This is a genomic window from Catenulispora sp. EB89, from assembly GCF_041261445.1.
In the GTDB taxonomy this organism is placed as follows: Bacteria; Actinomycetota; Actinomycetes; order Streptomycetales; family Catenulisporaceae; genus Catenulispora.
On the sequence record NZ_JBGCCU010000025.1, the window covers coordinates 152,491 to 168,910 of the forward strand.

18 protein-coding genes are annotated in these 16,420 nt (G+C 70.9%); 14 read left to right on the plus strand and 4 right to left on the minus strand.

Going from position 1 to position 16,420, the window contains the following annotated elements; genetic code table 11:
* Positions 1–38 precede the first annotated feature (38 nt).
* The 6 genes from ABH920_RS38875 to ABH920_RS38900 all read left to right on the plus strand — a co-directional run bounded on the left by ABH920_RS38875 (position 39) and on the right by ABH920_RS38900 (position 6,404).
* Positions 39–1,817 (plus strand): sigma-70 family RNA polymerase sigma factor, encoded by a 1,779-nt coding sequence (locus ABH920_RS38875; protein WP_370354302.1) that lies wholly within the window; start codon positions 39–41, stop codon positions 1,815–1,817.
* 12 nt (positions 1,818–1,829) lie between these two features.
* Positions 1,830–2,696 (plus strand): fructosamine kinase family protein, encoded by an 867-nt coding sequence (locus tag ABH920_RS38880; protein ID WP_370354303.1) that lies wholly within the window; start codon positions 1,830–1,832, stop codon positions 2,694–2,696.
* Between the two features lie 46 nt (positions 2,697–2,742).
* Complete coding sequence (locus ABH920_RS38885) at positions 2,743–3,771, plus strand: zinc-binding dehydrogenase (protein ID WP_370354304.1); 1,029 nt, start codon at positions 2,743–2,745, stop codon at positions 3,769–3,771.
* Between the two features lie 230 nt (positions 3,772–4,001).
* The gene (locus ABH920_RS38890) at positions 4,002–4,949 is read left to right on the plus strand and encodes a YdcF family protein (RefSeq protein WP_370354337.1); all 948 of its coding nucleotides are present in this window, start codon (positions 4,002–4,004) and stop codon (positions 4,947–4,949) included.
* A 46-nt stretch (positions 4,950–4,995) separates the two neighbouring features.
* Positions 4,996–5,586, plus strand: coding sequence for a PolC-type DNA polymerase III (locus tag ABH920_RS38895; RefSeq protein ID WP_370354305.1), 591 nt, complete (start codon positions 4,996–4,998; stop codon positions 5,584–5,586).
* A 143-nt stretch (positions 5,587–5,729) separates the two neighbouring features.
* A complete protein-coding gene (locus ABH920_RS38900; RefSeq protein WP_370354306.1) occupies positions 5,730–6,404 on the plus strand; it encodes a TetR/AcrR family transcriptional regulator in 675 nt (224 codons plus the stop codon).
* A gap of 59 nt (positions 6,405–6,463) precedes the next feature.
* Here ABH920_RS38900 and ABH920_RS38905 read toward each other — a convergent pair whose 3' ends face one another.
* Genes ABH920_RS38905 through ABH920_RS38920 form a run of 4 tightly spaced genes read right to left on the minus strand, consistent with a single transcriptional unit; the run spans position 6,464 to position 8,826 of the window.
* A complete protein-coding gene (locus tag ABH920_RS38905) occupies positions 6,464–6,985 on the minus strand; it encodes a hypothetical protein (protein ID WP_370354307.1) in 522 nt (173 codons plus the stop codon).
* Positions 6,986–6,995: 10 nt separating this feature from the next.
* Positions 6,996–7,928 carry a hypothetical protein gene (locus ABH920_RS38910; RefSeq protein WP_370354308.1) on the minus strand — a complete coding sequence of 311 codons (933 nt, stop codon included), beginning with the start codon at positions 7,926–7,928 and terminating at the stop codon, positions 6,996–6,998.
* On the minus strand, positions 7,925–8,635 hold the full coding sequence (locus ABH920_RS38915; RefSeq protein ID WP_370354309.1) for a cytochrome b N-terminal domain-containing protein: 711 nt from the start codon (positions 8,633–8,635) through the stop codon (positions 7,925–7,927). Before ABH920_RS38915 ends, ABH920_RS38910 begins: the two co-directional genes overlap by 4 nt.
* The gene (locus tag ABH920_RS38920) at positions 8,632–8,826 is read right to left on the minus strand and encodes a hypothetical protein (protein ID WP_370354310.1); all 195 of its coding nucleotides are present in this window, start codon (positions 8,824–8,826) and stop codon (positions 8,632–8,634) included. The genes ABH920_RS38915 and ABH920_RS38920 overlap by 4 nt, the downstream gene beginning before the upstream one ends.
* Before the next feature lie 375 nt (positions 8,827–9,201).
* On the opposite strand from ABH920_RS38920, the gene ABH920_RS38925 reads away from it, so the two are divergent.
* From ABH920_RS38925 to ABH920_RS38960, 8 genes are all read left to right on the plus strand, one after another.
* A complete protein-coding gene (locus tag ABH920_RS38925) occupies positions 9,202–9,912 on the plus strand; it encodes a response regulator transcription factor (protein WP_370354311.1) in 711 nt (236 codons plus the stop codon).
* Positions 9,913–9,916: 4 nt separating this feature from the next.
* On the plus strand, positions 9,917–11,467 hold the full coding sequence (locus ABH920_RS38930) for an ATP-binding protein (RefSeq protein ID WP_370354312.1): 1,551 nt from the start codon (positions 9,917–9,919) through the stop codon (positions 11,465–11,467).
* Between the two features lie 115 nt (positions 11,468–11,582).
* Positions 11,583–12,230: a hypothetical protein gene (locus ABH920_RS38935; RefSeq protein WP_370354313.1), complete on the plus strand. Its 648-nt coding sequence runs from the start codon at positions 11,583–11,585 to the stop codon at positions 12,228–12,230.
* A gap of 196 nt (positions 12,231–12,426) precedes the next feature.
* Complete coding sequence (locus ABH920_RS38940) at positions 12,427–12,741, plus strand: hypothetical protein (RefSeq protein ID WP_370354314.1); 315 nt, start codon at positions 12,427–12,429, stop codon at positions 12,739–12,741.
* Positions 12,742–12,745: 4 nt separating this feature from the next.
* Positions 12,746–13,816 (plus strand): FAD:protein FMN transferase, encoded by a 1,071-nt coding sequence (locus ABH920_RS38945; RefSeq protein WP_370354315.1) that lies wholly within the window; start codon positions 12,746–12,748, stop codon positions 13,814–13,816.
* Positions 13,813–14,895 carry a ferric reductase-like transmembrane domain-containing protein gene (locus ABH920_RS38950; RefSeq protein WP_370354316.1) on the plus strand — a complete coding sequence of 361 codons (1,083 nt, stop codon included), beginning with the start codon at positions 13,813–13,815 and terminating at the stop codon, positions 14,893–14,895. Before ABH920_RS38945 ends, ABH920_RS38950 begins: the two co-directional genes overlap by 4 nt.
* Positions 14,892–16,157, plus strand: a complete 1,266-nt coding sequence (locus ABH920_RS38955; RefSeq protein WP_370354317.1) for an NADH-ubiquinone oxidoreductase-F iron-sulfur binding region domain-containing protein — start codon at positions 14,892–14,894, stop codon at positions 16,155–16,157. Before ABH920_RS38950 ends, ABH920_RS38955 begins: the two co-directional genes overlap by 4 nt.
* Position 16,158: 1 nt before the next feature.
* Positions 16,159–16,389: a ferredoxin gene (locus ABH920_RS38960; protein WP_370354318.1), complete on the plus strand. Its 231-nt coding sequence runs from the start codon at positions 16,159–16,161 to the stop codon at positions 16,387–16,389.
* The last annotated feature ends 31 nt before the right edge of the window (positions 16,390–16,420 follow it).

Sequence of the window (16,420 nt, forward strand, 5' to 3'; positions counted from 1 at the left end):
ACGTCCGAACAAAAAAGCTCGGGTGTGGAGGCCTGACGATGGTGACGGAAACAGACACGACTTCGGTGTCCGCGGCGGCGGCCGGGGATCCGGCTGCCTTGGAGCGCTTGGTCTCCGACTACCTGCCGCTGGTCTACAACATCGTGGGGCGCGCGCTGCCGGTGGCCGCCGACGTCGACGACGTGGTGCAGGAGACCATGCTGCGGGTGGTGCGCTCGCTGCCGACGCTGCGCGACCCGCGGGTGTTCCGGTCCTGGCTGGTCGCGGTGGCGATGAACCAGGTGCGGGACCACGTGCGGGCCTACCAGGGCCGGCCGCGGCCGTTGGACGAGGCGCCGGAGGTGGCCGACCCGGGAGCGGACTTCGCCGACCTGACGCTCACCGAGCTCGGGCTCACCGGGCAGCGGCGCGAGGTCGCGATGGCCACCTCGTGGCTGGACGACGACGACCGCGAGCTGCTGTCCCTGTGGTGGCTGGTCGAGGCCGGGCACCTGACGCGCGGCGACCTGGTCAGCGCGCTCGCGCTGGAGCCGCACCACGTCACGGTCCGGATCGCGCGGATGAAGGCGCAGCTGGAGGTGTCGCGGGCGGTGGTGCGCGCGCTGTGCGCCGCGCCGATCTGCCTGGAGCTCTCGGACCTCGCCATGCACTGGCACGGTCAGCCGGAACCCTTGTGGCGCAAGCGGTTCGCGCGTCACGTCCGGCAGTGCCCGACCTGCGCGGGGCTGGCGTCCGACTTCGTGCCCGCCGAGCGGTTGCTGGTGCGGCTGCCGCTCGTTCCGCTGCCGTTCGGGCTGGTTGAGGCCGTGCATCGTTCGGTGCCCTCGGCGTTCCACCCGGCGGCGGCTGCGGCTCAGCAGCCGCTTCCGGGCGGGCCGGGGCAGGCACCGGGGCACGTTCCGGGGCAAGGTCCGGGGCAAGTCCCGGCGCAGGAACCGAGCCAAGGTCCGCGGCCGACCGGCCACTCCCACCGCCGAATACACAGGGCGGGCGCGCGGTCCGCGGCCTCGCACTTCGCCGCCAAGGCCGCCGTCGCCCTGGCCGCGACGACGGCGATCGTCGGGGCGGTGGTGGTGACGACCGGGGCGACCGACCCCAAGGCCGACTCCCAGCCCGGCGGTGCCGCGACGTCGCTAAGCTCGGTCGATGGAAGTTCCACTTCCGCAGCCGCCACGCCCACGCCGTCGGATTCCCAGACGTCCACGTCCGCGTCGAGTACTTCAGCGCCGTCGTCCCGTTCGGACTCCGCCAAGCCGACTCCGAGTACTTCGAAGAGCTCCATGAAGCCCCCCACGCATTCCTCGGCCAGTTCGTCCGTGTCGCAGAGTTCTGATCCCGCCTCGGTCGGCGCCCCGTCCACTTCGGCGACCTCGTCCAGCTCGTCCTCGTCGCAGGCGTCGCCGGCGGACCAGGTGCTGGCCGTGATCAACCAGGCGCGTGCCGGCCAGGGCTTGGCGCCGTTGACGTACAGCGCCGGCCTCAACAAGAGCGCCTCGGCGCACACGTCGGTCATGGCGTCCGGCTGCGGTCTGTCGCACCAGTGCCCGGGTGAGCCGGCGCTCGGCGATCGCGAGACCGCCGCGGGCGTCTCGTGGTCGTCGGCCGGCGAGAACATCGGCGACGGCGGGCCGGTGTCGGACACGAACGCGGCCATCGCCTCGATGGCCGTCGGCCTGACCAACAGCATGCTCGCGGAGCAGCCGCCGGACGACGGCCACCGTCGCAACATCCTGAGCACCGACTTCCACCACATCGGGATATCGGTGTTCCGGGACAGCAACGGCACGGTCTGGATGACGCAGGACTTCTCCGACTGAGAGTCTTGGCGCATGCAGGCCGACAAGACCGACGAGTTGACGCCCGATCTGCTTCCGCCGGGCACTCGGGCGCTCCGCAGTGAGGCCTTGACCGGAGGCGTGGCGCACACGGCCTGGCGCGTCGCGCTGTCCGACGGTCGCGAGGTCGTGGTGAAGGGCGGCCATTCCGTGGCCGAGGGGTTCTTCGGTCAGGAAGCCGAGAGCCTTGAGGCGCTGCGGGACATCGGTGGCCTGCCCACGCCGCAGATCCTGCACGTCGGCCCGCATTCGCTGGTCCTGGAGGCTCTGAACTCCGAGCTGCCGGACACGCCGCAGTTCTGGGAGGCCGCCGGCCGAGCCGTCGCCGCTCTGCACGGCCACGGTTCGGACCGCCACGGTTGGGACCACGACGGCATGCTCGGCTTGCTGCCGCAGGAGAACGCGTGGGACGAGGACGGGTTTCGGTTCTTCGCCGAACACCGGATCCTGCGTTATCTGCGCGAGCCGAAGGTCGAGGCGGCCTTCGAGACCGCGGACCTGCGCGCGCTGGAGCGCTTGGCCGAGCGTCTTCCGAGCCTGCTTCCGGAGGCGCCGGCGGTGTTGGTCCACGGCGACCTGTGGCGGGCCAACATCATCGCCGACTTCGATGACCTGCCAGTGTTCATCGATCCGGCCGTGTACTACGGCTGGGCCGAGATCGACGTGAGCATGATGTATTGCACCGGTGGTGTGCCGGAGGAGTTCTTCTCCGCGTACTACGAGGTGCGTCCGCCGGTCGGCGACTGGCGGGAGCGGATGACGCTGCTGAACCTTCGCGAGTGGCTGTGTGTCGTCGCGCACTTCGGTGCGGAGGAGAAGTACGTGACGCTCATCCGTGAAGTACTGAAGCGGTTCTCATAGGCTCTCACCGATATACGCAGTACGTGTCTATGAGAGGAGCCGCGCCATGGCGACCATGCGGGCCGCACGTCTGAACCTGTCAAACCCTTCCAGCCCGACGCTGAGCGTCGAGGACGTGGAGAAGCCGACGCCGGGGACCGGTGAGGTGCTGGTCAAGGTCGAGGCGGCGGGGGTCTGCCTGTCGGACGTGCACCTGGCTCGCGGTTACTTCGCCAAGCCCCGGCTGCTGGTCGGGGACACGGTCACGCTCGGTCACGAGACCGCCGGGACGGTCGCCGAGGCCGGGCCCGGCGTCACCGCCTGGAAGCCCGGCGACCGCGTGGTGCTCCAGGCCGGCGAGGTCCGCGACGGCCAGGTGTGGACGCGCGGCGTCGACTACGACGGCGGCTGGGCCGAGTACGCGCTGGCGCGGCAGGACACGCTGGTCGCACTGCCGGACTCCATCCCGTTCGAGCAGGGCGCGATCATCCCGGACGCGGTGTCGACGCCGTGGGGCGCCATCACCGCTACGGCGCACGTCGGCCCGGCGCAGTCGGTCGGCGTCTGGGGCATCGGCGGGCTCGGGGCGCACGCCGTGCAGCTGCTGCGCGCGATCGGCGCCTGCCCGATCATCGCGATCGACCCCTCCCCGGCGGCCCGGGAGCGGGCCCTGGCCTTCGGCGCGGACCTGGCGCTGGACTCCGCCGACCCGGAGCTGCGGGCCACGATCCGCACCGCGACCGGCGGCCTCGGGCTGGAGTACGCCTTCGACTTCGCCGGCGTGACGCCGGTCCGCGACCAGGCGCTGCGGCAGCTGGCGCCCGGCGGGAAGCTGGTGCTGGTCGGGCTGAGCGGCCAGCCGATCACGATCGAGAACAGCACCCGCTTCCAGTCCGCGCAGTACCAACTGCTGGGGCACTACGGTTCGCCGGAGGAGTCGGTCGCACAGTTGATCCGCCTGGAGGCCGGTGGACGGTTGAACTTCGCGCGGTCCATTTCCGGGGTGATGGGGTTGGAGGAGGCTGCCGAGGCGGTCGAGCGGCTGGAGAAGAAGGTCGGGGATCCGATTCGGATTGTTCTGCGCCCTTCGCTTTAGGGTCTAGTCTCTAGGCGCCTCTATGGGGTCGCCTTTTATAGGAACTCGCTAAAGAGCTCCTAAGGATCGCCGCCACGGCGTGCTGCGCAGGGGCACAGTGCGCGGGTGCTCCATAAACTGGCCAGGTCAGGACATTCGGCCCGGCCGGTGCGGGGCCTCGACAATCGGGAAGCACTCTGTTCGCCTACGTACTGGCCGCGCTGTTCGCGCTTCTGTTCGTCGACTCGGTGATGCGTGACCCGCGCGGGTTCCGCAATGCCGTGTTCCTCGGGCTGACGTTGTCGTTTCTGGGGTTGGGGCTGCTTTACGGCGTGACGCGCACGTCCGGGGACGGACGCGTGCTGGCCGTCATGGCGGTGGCGTTGCTGCCGACGCTGGGGCTGATGGCGCTGGTGACATTCCTGATCCTCAACGGCATGACGATGCTCCGCAAGGAGGGGCGTACCGCCGGGAACCTGCTGTCCCTCGCTTGTGGGGTCGGTATCATCGCGCTGGTCCTGCTGTTGGTGGCGGCCGTGGTGGCGCGGCGGCATGTGCTGATCGGTCTGGCAGCCGCCGCGGTGCTCGTCGTCTGCTACTTGGCGTTCCTGTTCTTCTGTTACCTCAGCTATGGGTTCCTCTATAGGCGGATGCCTATAAAGCGCGCCGTGGACTTCGTCGTAGTGCTCGGGGCCGGCCTGATGGGAGGCCGACGGGTGTCGCCGTTGTTGGCGAGCCGGCTGGAACGCGGGCGCTCTGTGTATGAATCGCTTGATGCGCAGAACGCGCCGATGCTCATCGTGTCCGGCGGCAAAGGATCGGACGAGCGGCTGTCCGAGGCAGAGGCGATGGAGAACTATCTGGTAGAGCGTGGGTTCCCCGCCGATCGGATCCTTAGAGAGGATCAGTCGCGGACGACGGAGGAAAACCTCATCTATAGCGCGGCCCTTATGCGGCAGTCCCGGCCAGAGGGGTACCGCTGCGTGGTCGTCACCAACGACTTCCACAGCTACCGCGCCGCGCTGATCGCGCGGGACCTCGGCGTGCCCGCTCAAGTGGTCGGATCGCCGACCGCCGCGTACTTCCTGCCGAGCGCGACGATCAGGGAGTTCATCGCCGTCTTCGTCCGCTACTGGAAGGTGAATCTGCCGATCTGTGCGTTTCTGGCGGCGCCCGCTTTGGTGATGCTGACCCGCTGAGGCGCGCCTTCGACACAGACGTGTGTCCGCCCTCGAAGATGGGTTGGTGAACGGATACGCGGTTGTCGATGTCGAGACGTCAGGGTTCCAACCTCCGATCGCTGAGATCGTGGAGGTCGCGATCGTGCATGTGGACGTCGCCGGGCAGGTGACGGGCAGTTGGGACAGTCTGCTGCGGCCGGAGGGCGGGGTCGGGGCGACGCGGGTGCACGGCATCACGCGGGAGATGGTGGAGCCGGCGCCGCGTTTCGAGGACGTCGGGCTGGACCTGTACGCGCTGCTCGCCGACCGGATCGTGGTCGCCCACAACCTGGCCTTCGACGCCAAGTTCCTGGTGACGCAGTTCGCGCGGATCGGCGTGCACTCCCCGGAGATCGCCGGCGGCGCCTGCACGCTGCGCACGTCGCAGGCGCTGCTGCCGGGGCCCTCGTACAAGCTGCTGGACTGCTGCGAGGCGGTCGGAGTCCAGCTGACCGACGCGCACAGCGCGCTCGGCGACGCGCTGGCGACCGCGCGGCTGCTCGGCTTCTTCCTCCAGCGCGGGGTCAACGTCGGCGGGATGGCGGTGCGGCCGCAGGCGGCGGTCCCGCAGCCCCGTGCCGAGCTCAGCGAGCTGTTCCTGTCCAGGTCGCGCTAGGACTCCCGGGCTCCGGCGGCGCGTCGCGGACTGTTCGACAGTTGAACGCGACCCGCCGCAGTCCGCTGCTTCGGGGCTACAGTGACGCGCAACTCGGGGAGCTCGCCGGCCGGCCGGCGTGAGAACCACAGCGGGGAACAGCCATGAGCCAGGAGCCTGATACCACCACCGCCGAGTACCAGCCGACCGCCCCCGGCGTCTACGCCCGAGCGCAGGCCCGCGGCCAGCAGGTGCTGCGCGCGTCGCTGCTGGACGTCGCCGCGCGCCTCCTCGCAGCCGAGGGCCCAGCGGCCCTGACCATGCGCCGCATAGCAGCCGAAGCGGGCTGCTCGACCATGGTCCTGTACAAGCACTTCGGCTCCAAGGACGCCATCGCCGCGGCCCTGTACCTCGAAGGCTTCGCCCGCCTCAAGCTCCACCTCGACGCCGTCCCGCGCGCCTCCGACCCCGCGGAGTACCTGGCGGCCGTCGGCCAGGCCTACCGCGAGAGCGCCCTGGCCGAACCCAACTTCTACGACGTCATGCACGGCCCCGGCATCCCCGGCTACAGCCCCGACGCCCACGCCCGGACGGCGGCCAGGCAAAGCCTCGCCGCCCTCCGCATCGCCGCCCAGCGCTGCATCGACGCCGGCATCTTCAGGCTCACCGCGGATCCCGAGGAGATCACCGACGTCCTCTGGGCCGCCGCCCACGGCATCATCAGCCTCGAACGCGCCGGCCACATCGCGCCCGTGACCGCCGCCGTCCGGTACCGGACGATCACGGCGGCGGCAGCGGCGGCTTTCGCTGTGACGCCAGCGCCGGCTTCGGCTGCTTAGCGAGCCGGTGTCGCCGCGCAGCGCGTGATGGACGTGATGGACGCGATCGCCGGGCAGGGCTACGGCTCGGACGTCTCGTCCGCCTCGTCGTAGTACCCGGCCGCGGCGACGAGGACGGACTCGAAGTAGAGCGGCGACCCGTCCGCGTCCTCGGGGACCTCGTGCGCGGCATCGCGGCTGAAGCCGAGCGTGAGGTCGGGCGCGGAGGCGAACAGGTCGCCGTCCTCACGCACGATGCGGTGTCCGCGGGACTCCAGCTCCGCGAGCAGCTTGCTCCAGGGCGTGCGGAAGACATCGAGGCCTTCGAACGTCACGGTCACGTCGTGCCCGGGGTCCGGCGGCCGCCATACCTCGACGGTGTCCGCGTTCCCGCTCTCGTCGAGGGTCAGCGCGAAGTTGAACTCCGGGCCGCCCGCGACCATCTTCGTCGGGATGCGGAACGGCTCCCCGCCGACCTGGACCAGCGCTCCGCGAGAGACGCTGACCGGGCCGAACCGCTCGGCCGCGCGCACCGTCTCCTCCTCGGGACGGCCCAGGGCGATGCCGGTGAAGCCGGTGGGCGGCTGCAACTCGATGTCCACGACCCAGAACCTACAGCTGCTTCCGATAGTGCTCGCGCCAGATCAGCCGGTACACCGGAACCACGCGCGGCAGCGACCGGAGTCCGGGGATGAACGGCACGAACACCAGCACCGCGCCGATCAGGCCCATCGTCCCCCACACCAGCGCGTCGCCGTTGCCGGAGGTCTTGTAGGGCGAGATCTGGTACCAGAACGTGTAGGGCGCCAGCCATACCTGGCCTGGGAAGTCGCCGACCTCGTTCATCATCCCCCACTGCGTTCCGGCCAGGTGCTGCGTCCGCGCCTCGGCGGTGAGGTCGCTGCCGTCGGCGAGGAGCATCAGCGGGAGCGTGTAGTCCGAGTGGTAGAAGCCGTCCTCGGACATCAGCTGGCCCTCCAGCGAGCCGGCCTGCGCCTGGTTCAGCAACTGCGCCAGCATCAGCGGCACCGGACCGTAGACGCCCGGGGCGACTTTGGACGGATCGCCGCCGGCCGTGCCGAGTGCGGTGGAGTAGGCGCTGGTCCAGGCCGTGCGCTGGTCGTCGTTCGCCGAGTTCCAGGTGCCGATCGCGGCGACCACCTCAGGGTTCTGCGGTATTGACTCCAACGGCTTCAGGACGAACGCGTCGACGGTGTCGATCGGATGCGTGACTCCGGCGGCCTTGGCGATCGCCAGCGGACCGAGCTTCTGCCCCTCGGCGGCGGAGTTGTACGGCGGGCCGTACCCGGCAGTCGTGCTGCTGCCGTCGAGTTCGGCCAGCGCGGTGGTCGTGAAGTCGCCGGGGTCGTTGGTCGCCCAGGCGGCGATCGTCATCGGCTTCACGTCCGGCGAGGAGAACGCGGCAGCGAGCACGACGGTCAGTACCACGACCGCGACCAGCGCGATCACGAACTCCTTCACCAGGTCGTACGGCCGCGAGCCGAACGAGTACGGGTCCGGTTCGGCGTGTGCGCGGCGGCTCATGCCTCCACCTCCGAAGCCGAAGTCTCAGCCAATGTCGAAGCCGAAGCATCGTCCGCACCCCGCACCGCCAACGGCGGCACCACACCCCGCCGCCGCACCAGCAGGATGTGCAGCACCACGATCACCGACACGACCAACGGCAGCAGCGCCACATGCCAGATCAGCATCTGCCCGAAGTCCATCGTGTTGAAGTACGCCCCGACCCCGATCGCGTTCAGCCCGTCCTTGGCCTGCGTCGCGATCCACTGCGAGTCGAAGTTCTGCTGCACCAGGTACCCGGTCAGCGCGGTGAACGCCGAGGCGCCCAGCGCGATCACGCCGGTGATCCACGTCAGCGCGCGCTTCCCGCGCCAGGCCGCCATGAAGAACTTGGCGATCAGGTGCACGGACATGAACGTCATGAACAGCTCCACCGACCACAGGTGCAGGCTGTTGACGTAGTGCCCGGTCCCCGACACGTGCCACCACGCGGCGCCCTTGAGCGCGAGCACGGTGCCGGTGCCGACGACGGTCAGGAACGCGGTCAGGGTCAGCACCCCGAAGACGTAGATCCACGACGCGACATACGCGGGCTGGGTGTCGGGGAGCAGCTGCTCCGGGGGCATGGTCTCGAAGATGCGGCGCCGCAGCGCGCCGGTCCATCCGCCGGCGGGCTCCGGGTCCGGTGTCGGCTCCGGCACGGTCGTCGCCTCGATCAGGTCGGTCATTTCCCGTCCCGTCCCTTCGGCTTCGGGAACGGCAGGAACAGCGCGGCGAGGAACACCGCGCCGATGAGCGCGATCATCACGGTGTTGGCGGCGGAGATCTGGACGAATCCCCAGTGCAGGTAGTGCCCGTGGCCGCTGAGGTTCACGGGTGGTGCGAAGACGAGATGGGGGGTGGCAGGTGTGGCGGTCACTGGTGTCCTCATCGAGTGCGAGCCGCCCGGTGGGGCGGCTGGGGCAGGGGGAGGTCCCCGGGGTGGGTGGTCCGGGGAGATGTGAAGACGGCCGTCGCCGCGTGAGTCTTGTAAAGTAAGAACGCTCATGTCAATGATCTGGCGGTAAACAAGCACTACCTGAAGGCGGATGCGACACCAATTACGAGTAAGCCCGTTGCCGCCGTGCTTTCCGGCTCTGCACTTCACGCCAGGGTTCGCCGGATACCGGCCGACGGGATTCGACCGACGTCTACGACTCGCGGCCGTAGTGCCGCACTCTGGCGGATTTGCCGCATTCGGCCGCTGACCTCGGGTTCAGCGGGATGAGCGGGTCGGGCGTTTAGGGTTGGAGCCGTGGAGACGATCGGAACCGAAGCCGGAGCCCGCATCCTGGTGGTCGAGGACGACGCCGGGATCGCCCAGTCGCTGGTCCGCGGCCTGGCCCGGGCCGGGTACGTCGTCGACACCGCGAGCACCGGGGCGGACGCGCTGGTGGCGCCGCCGGCCGACGTCGTGCTGCTCGACCTGGGGCTGCCGGACGTGGACGGGGTCGAGGTGTGCCGGCGGCTGCGGCGGCGCGGCGACGTCGCGATCATCGTGGTCACCGCGCGCGGCGAGGAGAGCGACCGGGTCGCCACCCTGGACGAGGGCGCGGACGACTACCTGGTGAAGCCGTTCGGGCTGGCCGAGCTGCTGGCCCGGGTGCGTGCGGTGCTGCGGCGGGTGCGGCCGGCGGGGCCGGTGACGTACGCGTACGGACCGCTGTCGGTGGATCCGCGCACGCGGCGCGTCGCGGTTTCCGGCGTCGAGGTGATGCTCACGCCGAAGGAGTTCGACATCATCGAGTGCCTGGCCGCCGACCCGGGGCGCGTGGTCTCGCGGCAGGAGCTGCTGGAGCGGGCCTGGGACGCGAACTGGTACGGGCCGACGAAGGTGCTCGACGTGCACGTCGCCGCGCTGCGCCGGAAACTCGGCGTCGAGGGGCTGGTCGAGACGGTGTACGGGCGCGGGTTCCGGCTCGGGCGCGTCGCGTCTCCGGCCCCGCCGACGCGGTCAGAGGACTGACTCGGTGCGCCGCCGCATCGCCCTCGCCTTCGTCGCACTGGTCGCGGTCCTGCTGGTGGCCGCCATCCTGCCGCTGGGCGCGGCGATGCAGTCGCGCGAGGACGCGTCGTTCCGCTTCACCACGATCTCGGCGGCCCGCCAGGTCTCCGCAGCCGCCGAGGAGACACTGGTCGACCACCACCCGCCGGACGCGATGAACCAGGCCGTGGCCGAGGCCGGCCGGCACGGCGACTGCGTGGCGGTCTTCACCGGCACCGGCGACCTGGTGACCGCGACATCCTGCGGCACCGCGAAGGACGCCGCCGCGATCGCCCTGGCCACCCGCGCGATGACGACCAAGACCGAGACCACCGCCCGCGCCGACGACTGGCTCCGCGCCGCGATCCCGGTCGGCGACGAGGACGACTCCGGCGCCGTGGTCCTGGCCCGCTCGGCCGAATCCCTCGACCACCACGTGGCCGTGATGTGGGGCTGGCTGGCCCTGACCGCCGCGGCGGGCCTGGCCCTCGGCATCGCCCTGGCCGCCGCCCTGGCCCGCTGGGTCGCCCGACCCCTCCTCGCCCTCGACACGGCAGCATCCCGCCTCGGCGAAGGCGCCCTCGACGTCCGCGCCCCCACCGAGAGCGGCCCCCCGGAGGTACGCCGCCTGGCCCGCACCTTCAACCGCATGGCCGAGCGCACCGAGACGCTGGTCCACGCCCACCGCGGCTGGGTCGCGGACGTCTCGCACCAGCTCCGCACGCCGCTGACGGCGCTGCGACTGCGGCTGGACGTGCTGGCGGGGGAGGCTGCGGAGGTGCAGGCAGACCGCGCGGTGACCGAGGCGCCGCTGGGTGGCTCGCGAGGAGAACCCGCGGAGGCGCTGCAAGATCCAGCCGCTTCCGAGAGCACTGATCTGGCCGCTGACTTGCCGGTCCGCGCGGCTTCGCAGAACCCTGGTCTGCTCGCCGACTCGCCAGCGAGCGCACCAGCCTGGCCCGGCCCCGACTTCGCCGCCGAACTGGCCGGCGTCCAGGAGGAGATCGAGCGCCTGTCCCGCCTCGTCGATGGGCTCCTCGCCATCGCTCGCGCCGAGTCCGTCGTCGCGCCGCGCGAAGCGGTTCCGGTCGCCGAGGTCGTTGCGGAGCGGGTCGCGGCGTGGGAGCCGTTGGCGCGGGAGCACGGCCAGGGGCTGACCGCCGTCGGGCGTCCGGCGTCTGCCTCGCTCGCGCCGGGCGACCTGGAGCAGATCCTCGACAATCTGATCGCCAACGCGCTGGCCGCCATCCCGTCCGGCGGCCGGGTTCGGGTCGAGAGTGTCGCTGATCGCGAGCACGACCGCGTCGTCCTGCGCGTCGTCGATGATGGCCCCGGCATGAGTGACGCGGCCAAGGCGACCGCCTTCCGCCGCTTCGGGGCCAGCAGCGGCTCGGGGAGCGGGCTGGGGCTGGCGATCGTGGATCGGCTGGTCTCGGCGAACGGTGGTGAGGTCCGGTTGGCGGATACCGTCGGCGGCGGGTTGACCGTGGTCGTGGAGCTTCCGGCGGCGTCCTCAGCAGCGGCTTCGGGCGGCTGATCGCGGCGGGCGCCGACACCTTATATATGTGCCACGTTTTTCTTTGCCTTTTCTGAAGGACCGACGCGCCATGCTGTGCGGGACCGCCCCGTGAAAGCTGCACCGGAGGATCCGCGTGACCGCGTCTGCGACGACTCAGCACCGACGTCGTGCCCGCGCCGAAGCCGAAGCTCAAGCAGATACAGGCGCCGAGGGCAACGAACGCCTCACCGCGATCACCGGAGCGCTGCTGCTCGTCCTGTTCGCCATCGAGGGCGTGACCATCCTCCAGCTTGGCGGCCTGCTCTACTGGCACTACTTCTTCGGCTTCCTGCTGGTCGGCCCGGTGTGCGTGAAGATCTGCGCGACCGTCTACCGCTTCGCGCGCTACTACACCCGCGAACCGGCGTACGTGCGCAAGGGACCTCCGATGATCGTGCTGCGGGTGTTGGGCCCGTTCGTCGTCCTGACCTCCTGCGCCGTCCTCGTGACCGGCATCCTGCTCGGCTTCGCCAAGTCCGAGACCGTCCTCGGCCTGCCGATGCTCTTCCTGCACAAGGGCTTCTTCATCGTCTGGGCCGGAGCCATGACCATCCACGTCCTCGCCTACCTCTGGCGCCTCCCCAGCCTGGTCGCCTCCGACCTCCCCGGCGCACGCCGGATGCACGGCGCCGCGACCGCCGTCGGCGGAAGCGCGCTGCGCTGGTCGGTGACGCTCGCGGGCCTGGCCGGCGGCCTGGTGTTCGCGATGCTCGCCGCGCACCTGTCCTCCGCATGGCGGTGAGCCGGACCCCGGTCCGGTCCCCGATGCCCTTCCTGAGCTGCGGCTTTGACTGCGGTGAAGATCTTTACCTTCTCTGAAGGACTTCCGAACCTGTTTCTCATGTCCGCGGGTGAGTCTGGTCGCAGATGGAATGGCACGATCCAGCCGCGCGGCAGGACAGCCCGGCGGCGGACAGGGTCCGATGGGAGCCGAGCTGATGGATGCCAGAACGCGCAACGCCGTCGCCGCACGCGACCGGGCAGTCGGCAGGGTTAGCCACCTGACCTGGCGGATCGGGAGCTTCGCGGCCGTCGGGGCGGTGGTGCTCGGCGCCGGGTTCGCGCATCTGCTGCCGACGCATCTGCCGCACTTCAGCTCCGGCGGCGGCACCGGAAGCTCCGGCAACTCCGGCAACTCCGGCAACTCCGGCAGCTCAGGTTCCAACTCCGGTTCCAACAACATCCAAGGCCCCGGAACCGCGCCCCAACAAGGCTCCGGCAGCGGCAGCCACGTCACGTCCGGCGGGTCCTGACGCCATGCGCACCCGCACAGCCGCAGCCGCAGCCGCGGCCACAACCGTCGGCCGAGCCGGCTTCCCCGCACTGGGCGGCCTCGCAGTCGTCCTCACCGCGGACCCCGACGCCATCGAGCCCGCAGCCGAAGCGGTACGCGCCGAAGTAGCGGCGATCGACCAAGCCTGCAGCCGCTTCCGCGACGACTCCGACCTCTCCCGCGTGAACGCCCGCGCAGGCGAGTACGTCGAGGTCGGCCCCCTGTTCGCCGAAGCACTGAGCGCCGCGCTCTGGGCCGCCCGCATCACCGACGGCGACGTCGACCCGACCTGCGGCGCGTCCGTCCGCGCGCTCGGCTACGACGTGGATTTCGCCGACCTCGCGACCGGCCCGCTGCGCTCGGCGGCGACCCGTCCCGGCGCCGGCTGGACTTCCGTCGAGTGGGACCAGACACGCTCCGCGGTCCGGATCCCGGCCGGCACCGCGCTGGACTTCGGCGCCACCGCCAAGGCGCTCGCCGCCGACCGGGCCGCCGGACGCGCCGCCACCGCCGCCGGCTGCGGCGTCCTCGTCAGCCTGAGCGGCGACATCGCGGTCTGCGGCCCGGCGCCCGAGGGCGGCTGGCGGGTGCGCGTCACCGACGACCACCGCAGCGGCGACGACGTCCCCGGCCAGACCGTCGTCGTCACCGAGGGCGGGCTCGCCACGTCCAGCACGACCGTCCGGGCCTGGCAGGTCTGGTCGGACGAGACCGTCCCGCAGCGCATCACCGTCCACCACATCGTCGATCCCCGCACCGGCCGCCCCACCGACGGATCCTGGCGCACCGCCTCGGTCGCGGCCGCCAGCTGCCTGGACGCGAACGTCGCCGCCACCGCGGCGATCGTCCGCGGGCACGCCGCCGCGCGCTGGCTCGCCGGGCTGGGCCTGCCGGCGCGGCTGGTGCACACGGACGGCACGGCCGTGACCGTCGCCGGCTGGCCCGAGGACACGGCCCCCGAGACCGTCCCGCCCGCAGTCAGTGCCCTGCCAAGGTTCGGCGTCATGACCGGCCGTCGCACGGCTCCACGCCCCCACCCCGGCAGCCGGCGATGATTCTCGCCTCCACCGTCGTCTCCTCGAACAGCTGGCTCTGGTACGCGACCCGGGCCACCGGTGTCATAGCCCTGATCCTCCTCACCGGCAGCGTGGTCCTCGGTATCGTCGTCCGGGTCCGCGCGGCCTCGCAGCGGTGGCCGAGGCTGGTCACGCTCGGCGTCCACCGCAACCTGTCGCTGCTGGTCCTGGCATTCCTCGGGCTGCACATCCTCACCGCGGTCGTCGACAGCTACGCGCCGGTCGGGTGGCTGTCGGTCGTCGTCCCGTTCGCCTCGTCGTACCGGCCGCTGTGGCTCGGCTTCGGGACCGTCGCGTTCGACCTGCTGATCGCGGTGACGGTCACCAGCCTGCTGCGCACGCGAATCAGTGCCCGGTTATGGCGGCTGGTGCACTGGACCGCCTACGCGTGCTGGCCGTCGGCCGTCATCCACAGCCTGGGGACGGGATCGGACACGAAGCAGCCGTTCACCCTCGGCGTGACCATTGCCTGCGTAGTGGCAGTGATTGCCGCAGGTGTTTGGCGGCTGGCGTCCGGCTGGCCCGAGCACGCCACTGCCCGGCTGGCCGCCGGTGCGACCGGGGCGGCGCTGGTGATCGGCGTCGCCGTCTGGACGATCCTGGGTCCGCTGCGCCCCGGCTGGGCCGCGCGATCCGGTACTCCGGCCGTGCTTCTGGCCCGGGTGCAGGCGCCCGCCGACGACGCGTCGGCGCAGACATCCTCTCAGCTCCCTGCTTTGCCCTTCACGACCGCCATCACCGGAACCTCCACCACCGCCTCCGCGGATTCCGGCACGACGACCGTCACGCTCAGCGGCCAGGGCTCTGATTCGGTCGCGTTCCAGCTCGCCATCAGCGGTCCGGCAGCCTCCGGGGGAGGAGTGCAGATGACCAGCAGCCAGGTCTCCTTCGGCCCCGCGTCGAACACGCGCCAGTACACCGGACATGTGGCGTCGCTGAACGGGAGCGCCATCGTGGCGACCGTGACGGACAGCTCCGGTTCCACCGTCACACTCAGCTTCAACGTCTCCCTGTCCGGCTCCGCGCTCAGCGGCTCGCTGACAGCGAGCTTGGCGTGAGCACCGCACAGCGCGTCACGCGCGTCACACGCCTCACGGCGACCGGCGCCGGCTACGCCGACCTGGCGGCGCACGTCCGGTGCCACGGCCCGCTCCCCGCCGTCGACGCCGCGCACATCATCGACGTCGTCGAGCGCTCGGGCCTCACCGGACGCGGCGGCGCGGCGTTCCCGACCGGCCGGAAGCTGCGGACCGTGGCCGGGAACGCGCGGCGGTCGGGAGCGATCCTGATCGCGAACGGGTGCGAAGGCGAGCCGGCGAGCGGCAAGGATCACAGCCTGCTGATGAACGCGCCGCACCTGGTCCTCGACGGCATCGTGCTCGGCGCGCGAGCGGTCGGTGCTGAGCATGCGTATCTGTGTGTCCACGAGGGCCAGGACGACGTTCTCAGCACCTTGCGACGCGCGCAGTCCGAACGTCGAGCGGCAGCGCTGCCGGACGTGGACATCACGGTCGTCGAGGTCCCGAACCGGTACGTCGCCAGCGAAGAGAGCTCGCTCGTTCACCTGCTCAACGGCGGCCCGGCATTGCCGCTGTCCACACCGCCGCGTCCTTTCGAGCGCGGGGTACGAGGGCGACCGACCTTGGTCGACAACGTCGAGACCCTGGCCCACCTCGCCTTGGCCTCCCGGCACGGCGCGGACTGGTTCCGCCAGGCCGGTACGCCGGACGCCCCGGGAACCGCGCTGGTCACTATCGGCGGAGCCGTCGCGGCACCTGGCGTGTACGAGGTCGAACTCGGTCTCTCCGGCGCCGACCTGCTGGCGGTCGCCGGCGGGCCCTTTGAACCGCTGGGCGCGGTCCTCGCCGGCGGCTACTTCGGTGCTTGGCTGCGTGCCGATCGCTTTGCCACGGCGCCGATCACGCCGCTCGGACTGCAAGGCGCCGGTGCCGCGATGGGCGCCGGGATCTTCCTCGCGCTGCCGGCGGCGTCGTGCGGTCTGGCGGAGACCGCGAGGGTGGCCAGGTACCTGGCGGACCAGAGCGCCGGCCAGTGCGGGCCGTGCCTCAACGGCCTTCCCGCACTGGCTGACGCCCTGGCCGCGCTCGCGCTTCGCGGCGGCGGCAAGGCCTCAGGGACCATCACTTCCCTGTCGCCCTACGTCGCCGGCCGCGGCGCGTGCCGTCATCCCGATGGCGCGGTCAGACTGATCAACAGTGCCCTGACGACGTTCGCGGACGACGCGCGTTCCCATGCCCAGCGCGGACCGTGCCAAGGCCTGCGCCGTACGCCGATCCTCCCGATCCCGGTGAAGGTGTGACATGCTCAGACGCCACCATGACCGCACCCTGCGCGTGGACCCGATCACGTGCGAGGGCCACGCCCTGTGCATCGAAGCCTTCCCCGAGATGATCACGGCCGATCCGTGGAACTATCCCGTTCTCAATCCCCATCCCATTCCGGACCATCTGCTCCGGCACGCCGAGCACGCGGTGAAGGTGTGTCCGGTGCTGGCGCTGCGGATCGTGACGAGCTCGCGAGACTCCGCGTAGCCGATTCGACCTAGCGATTCGACGTAGCCGA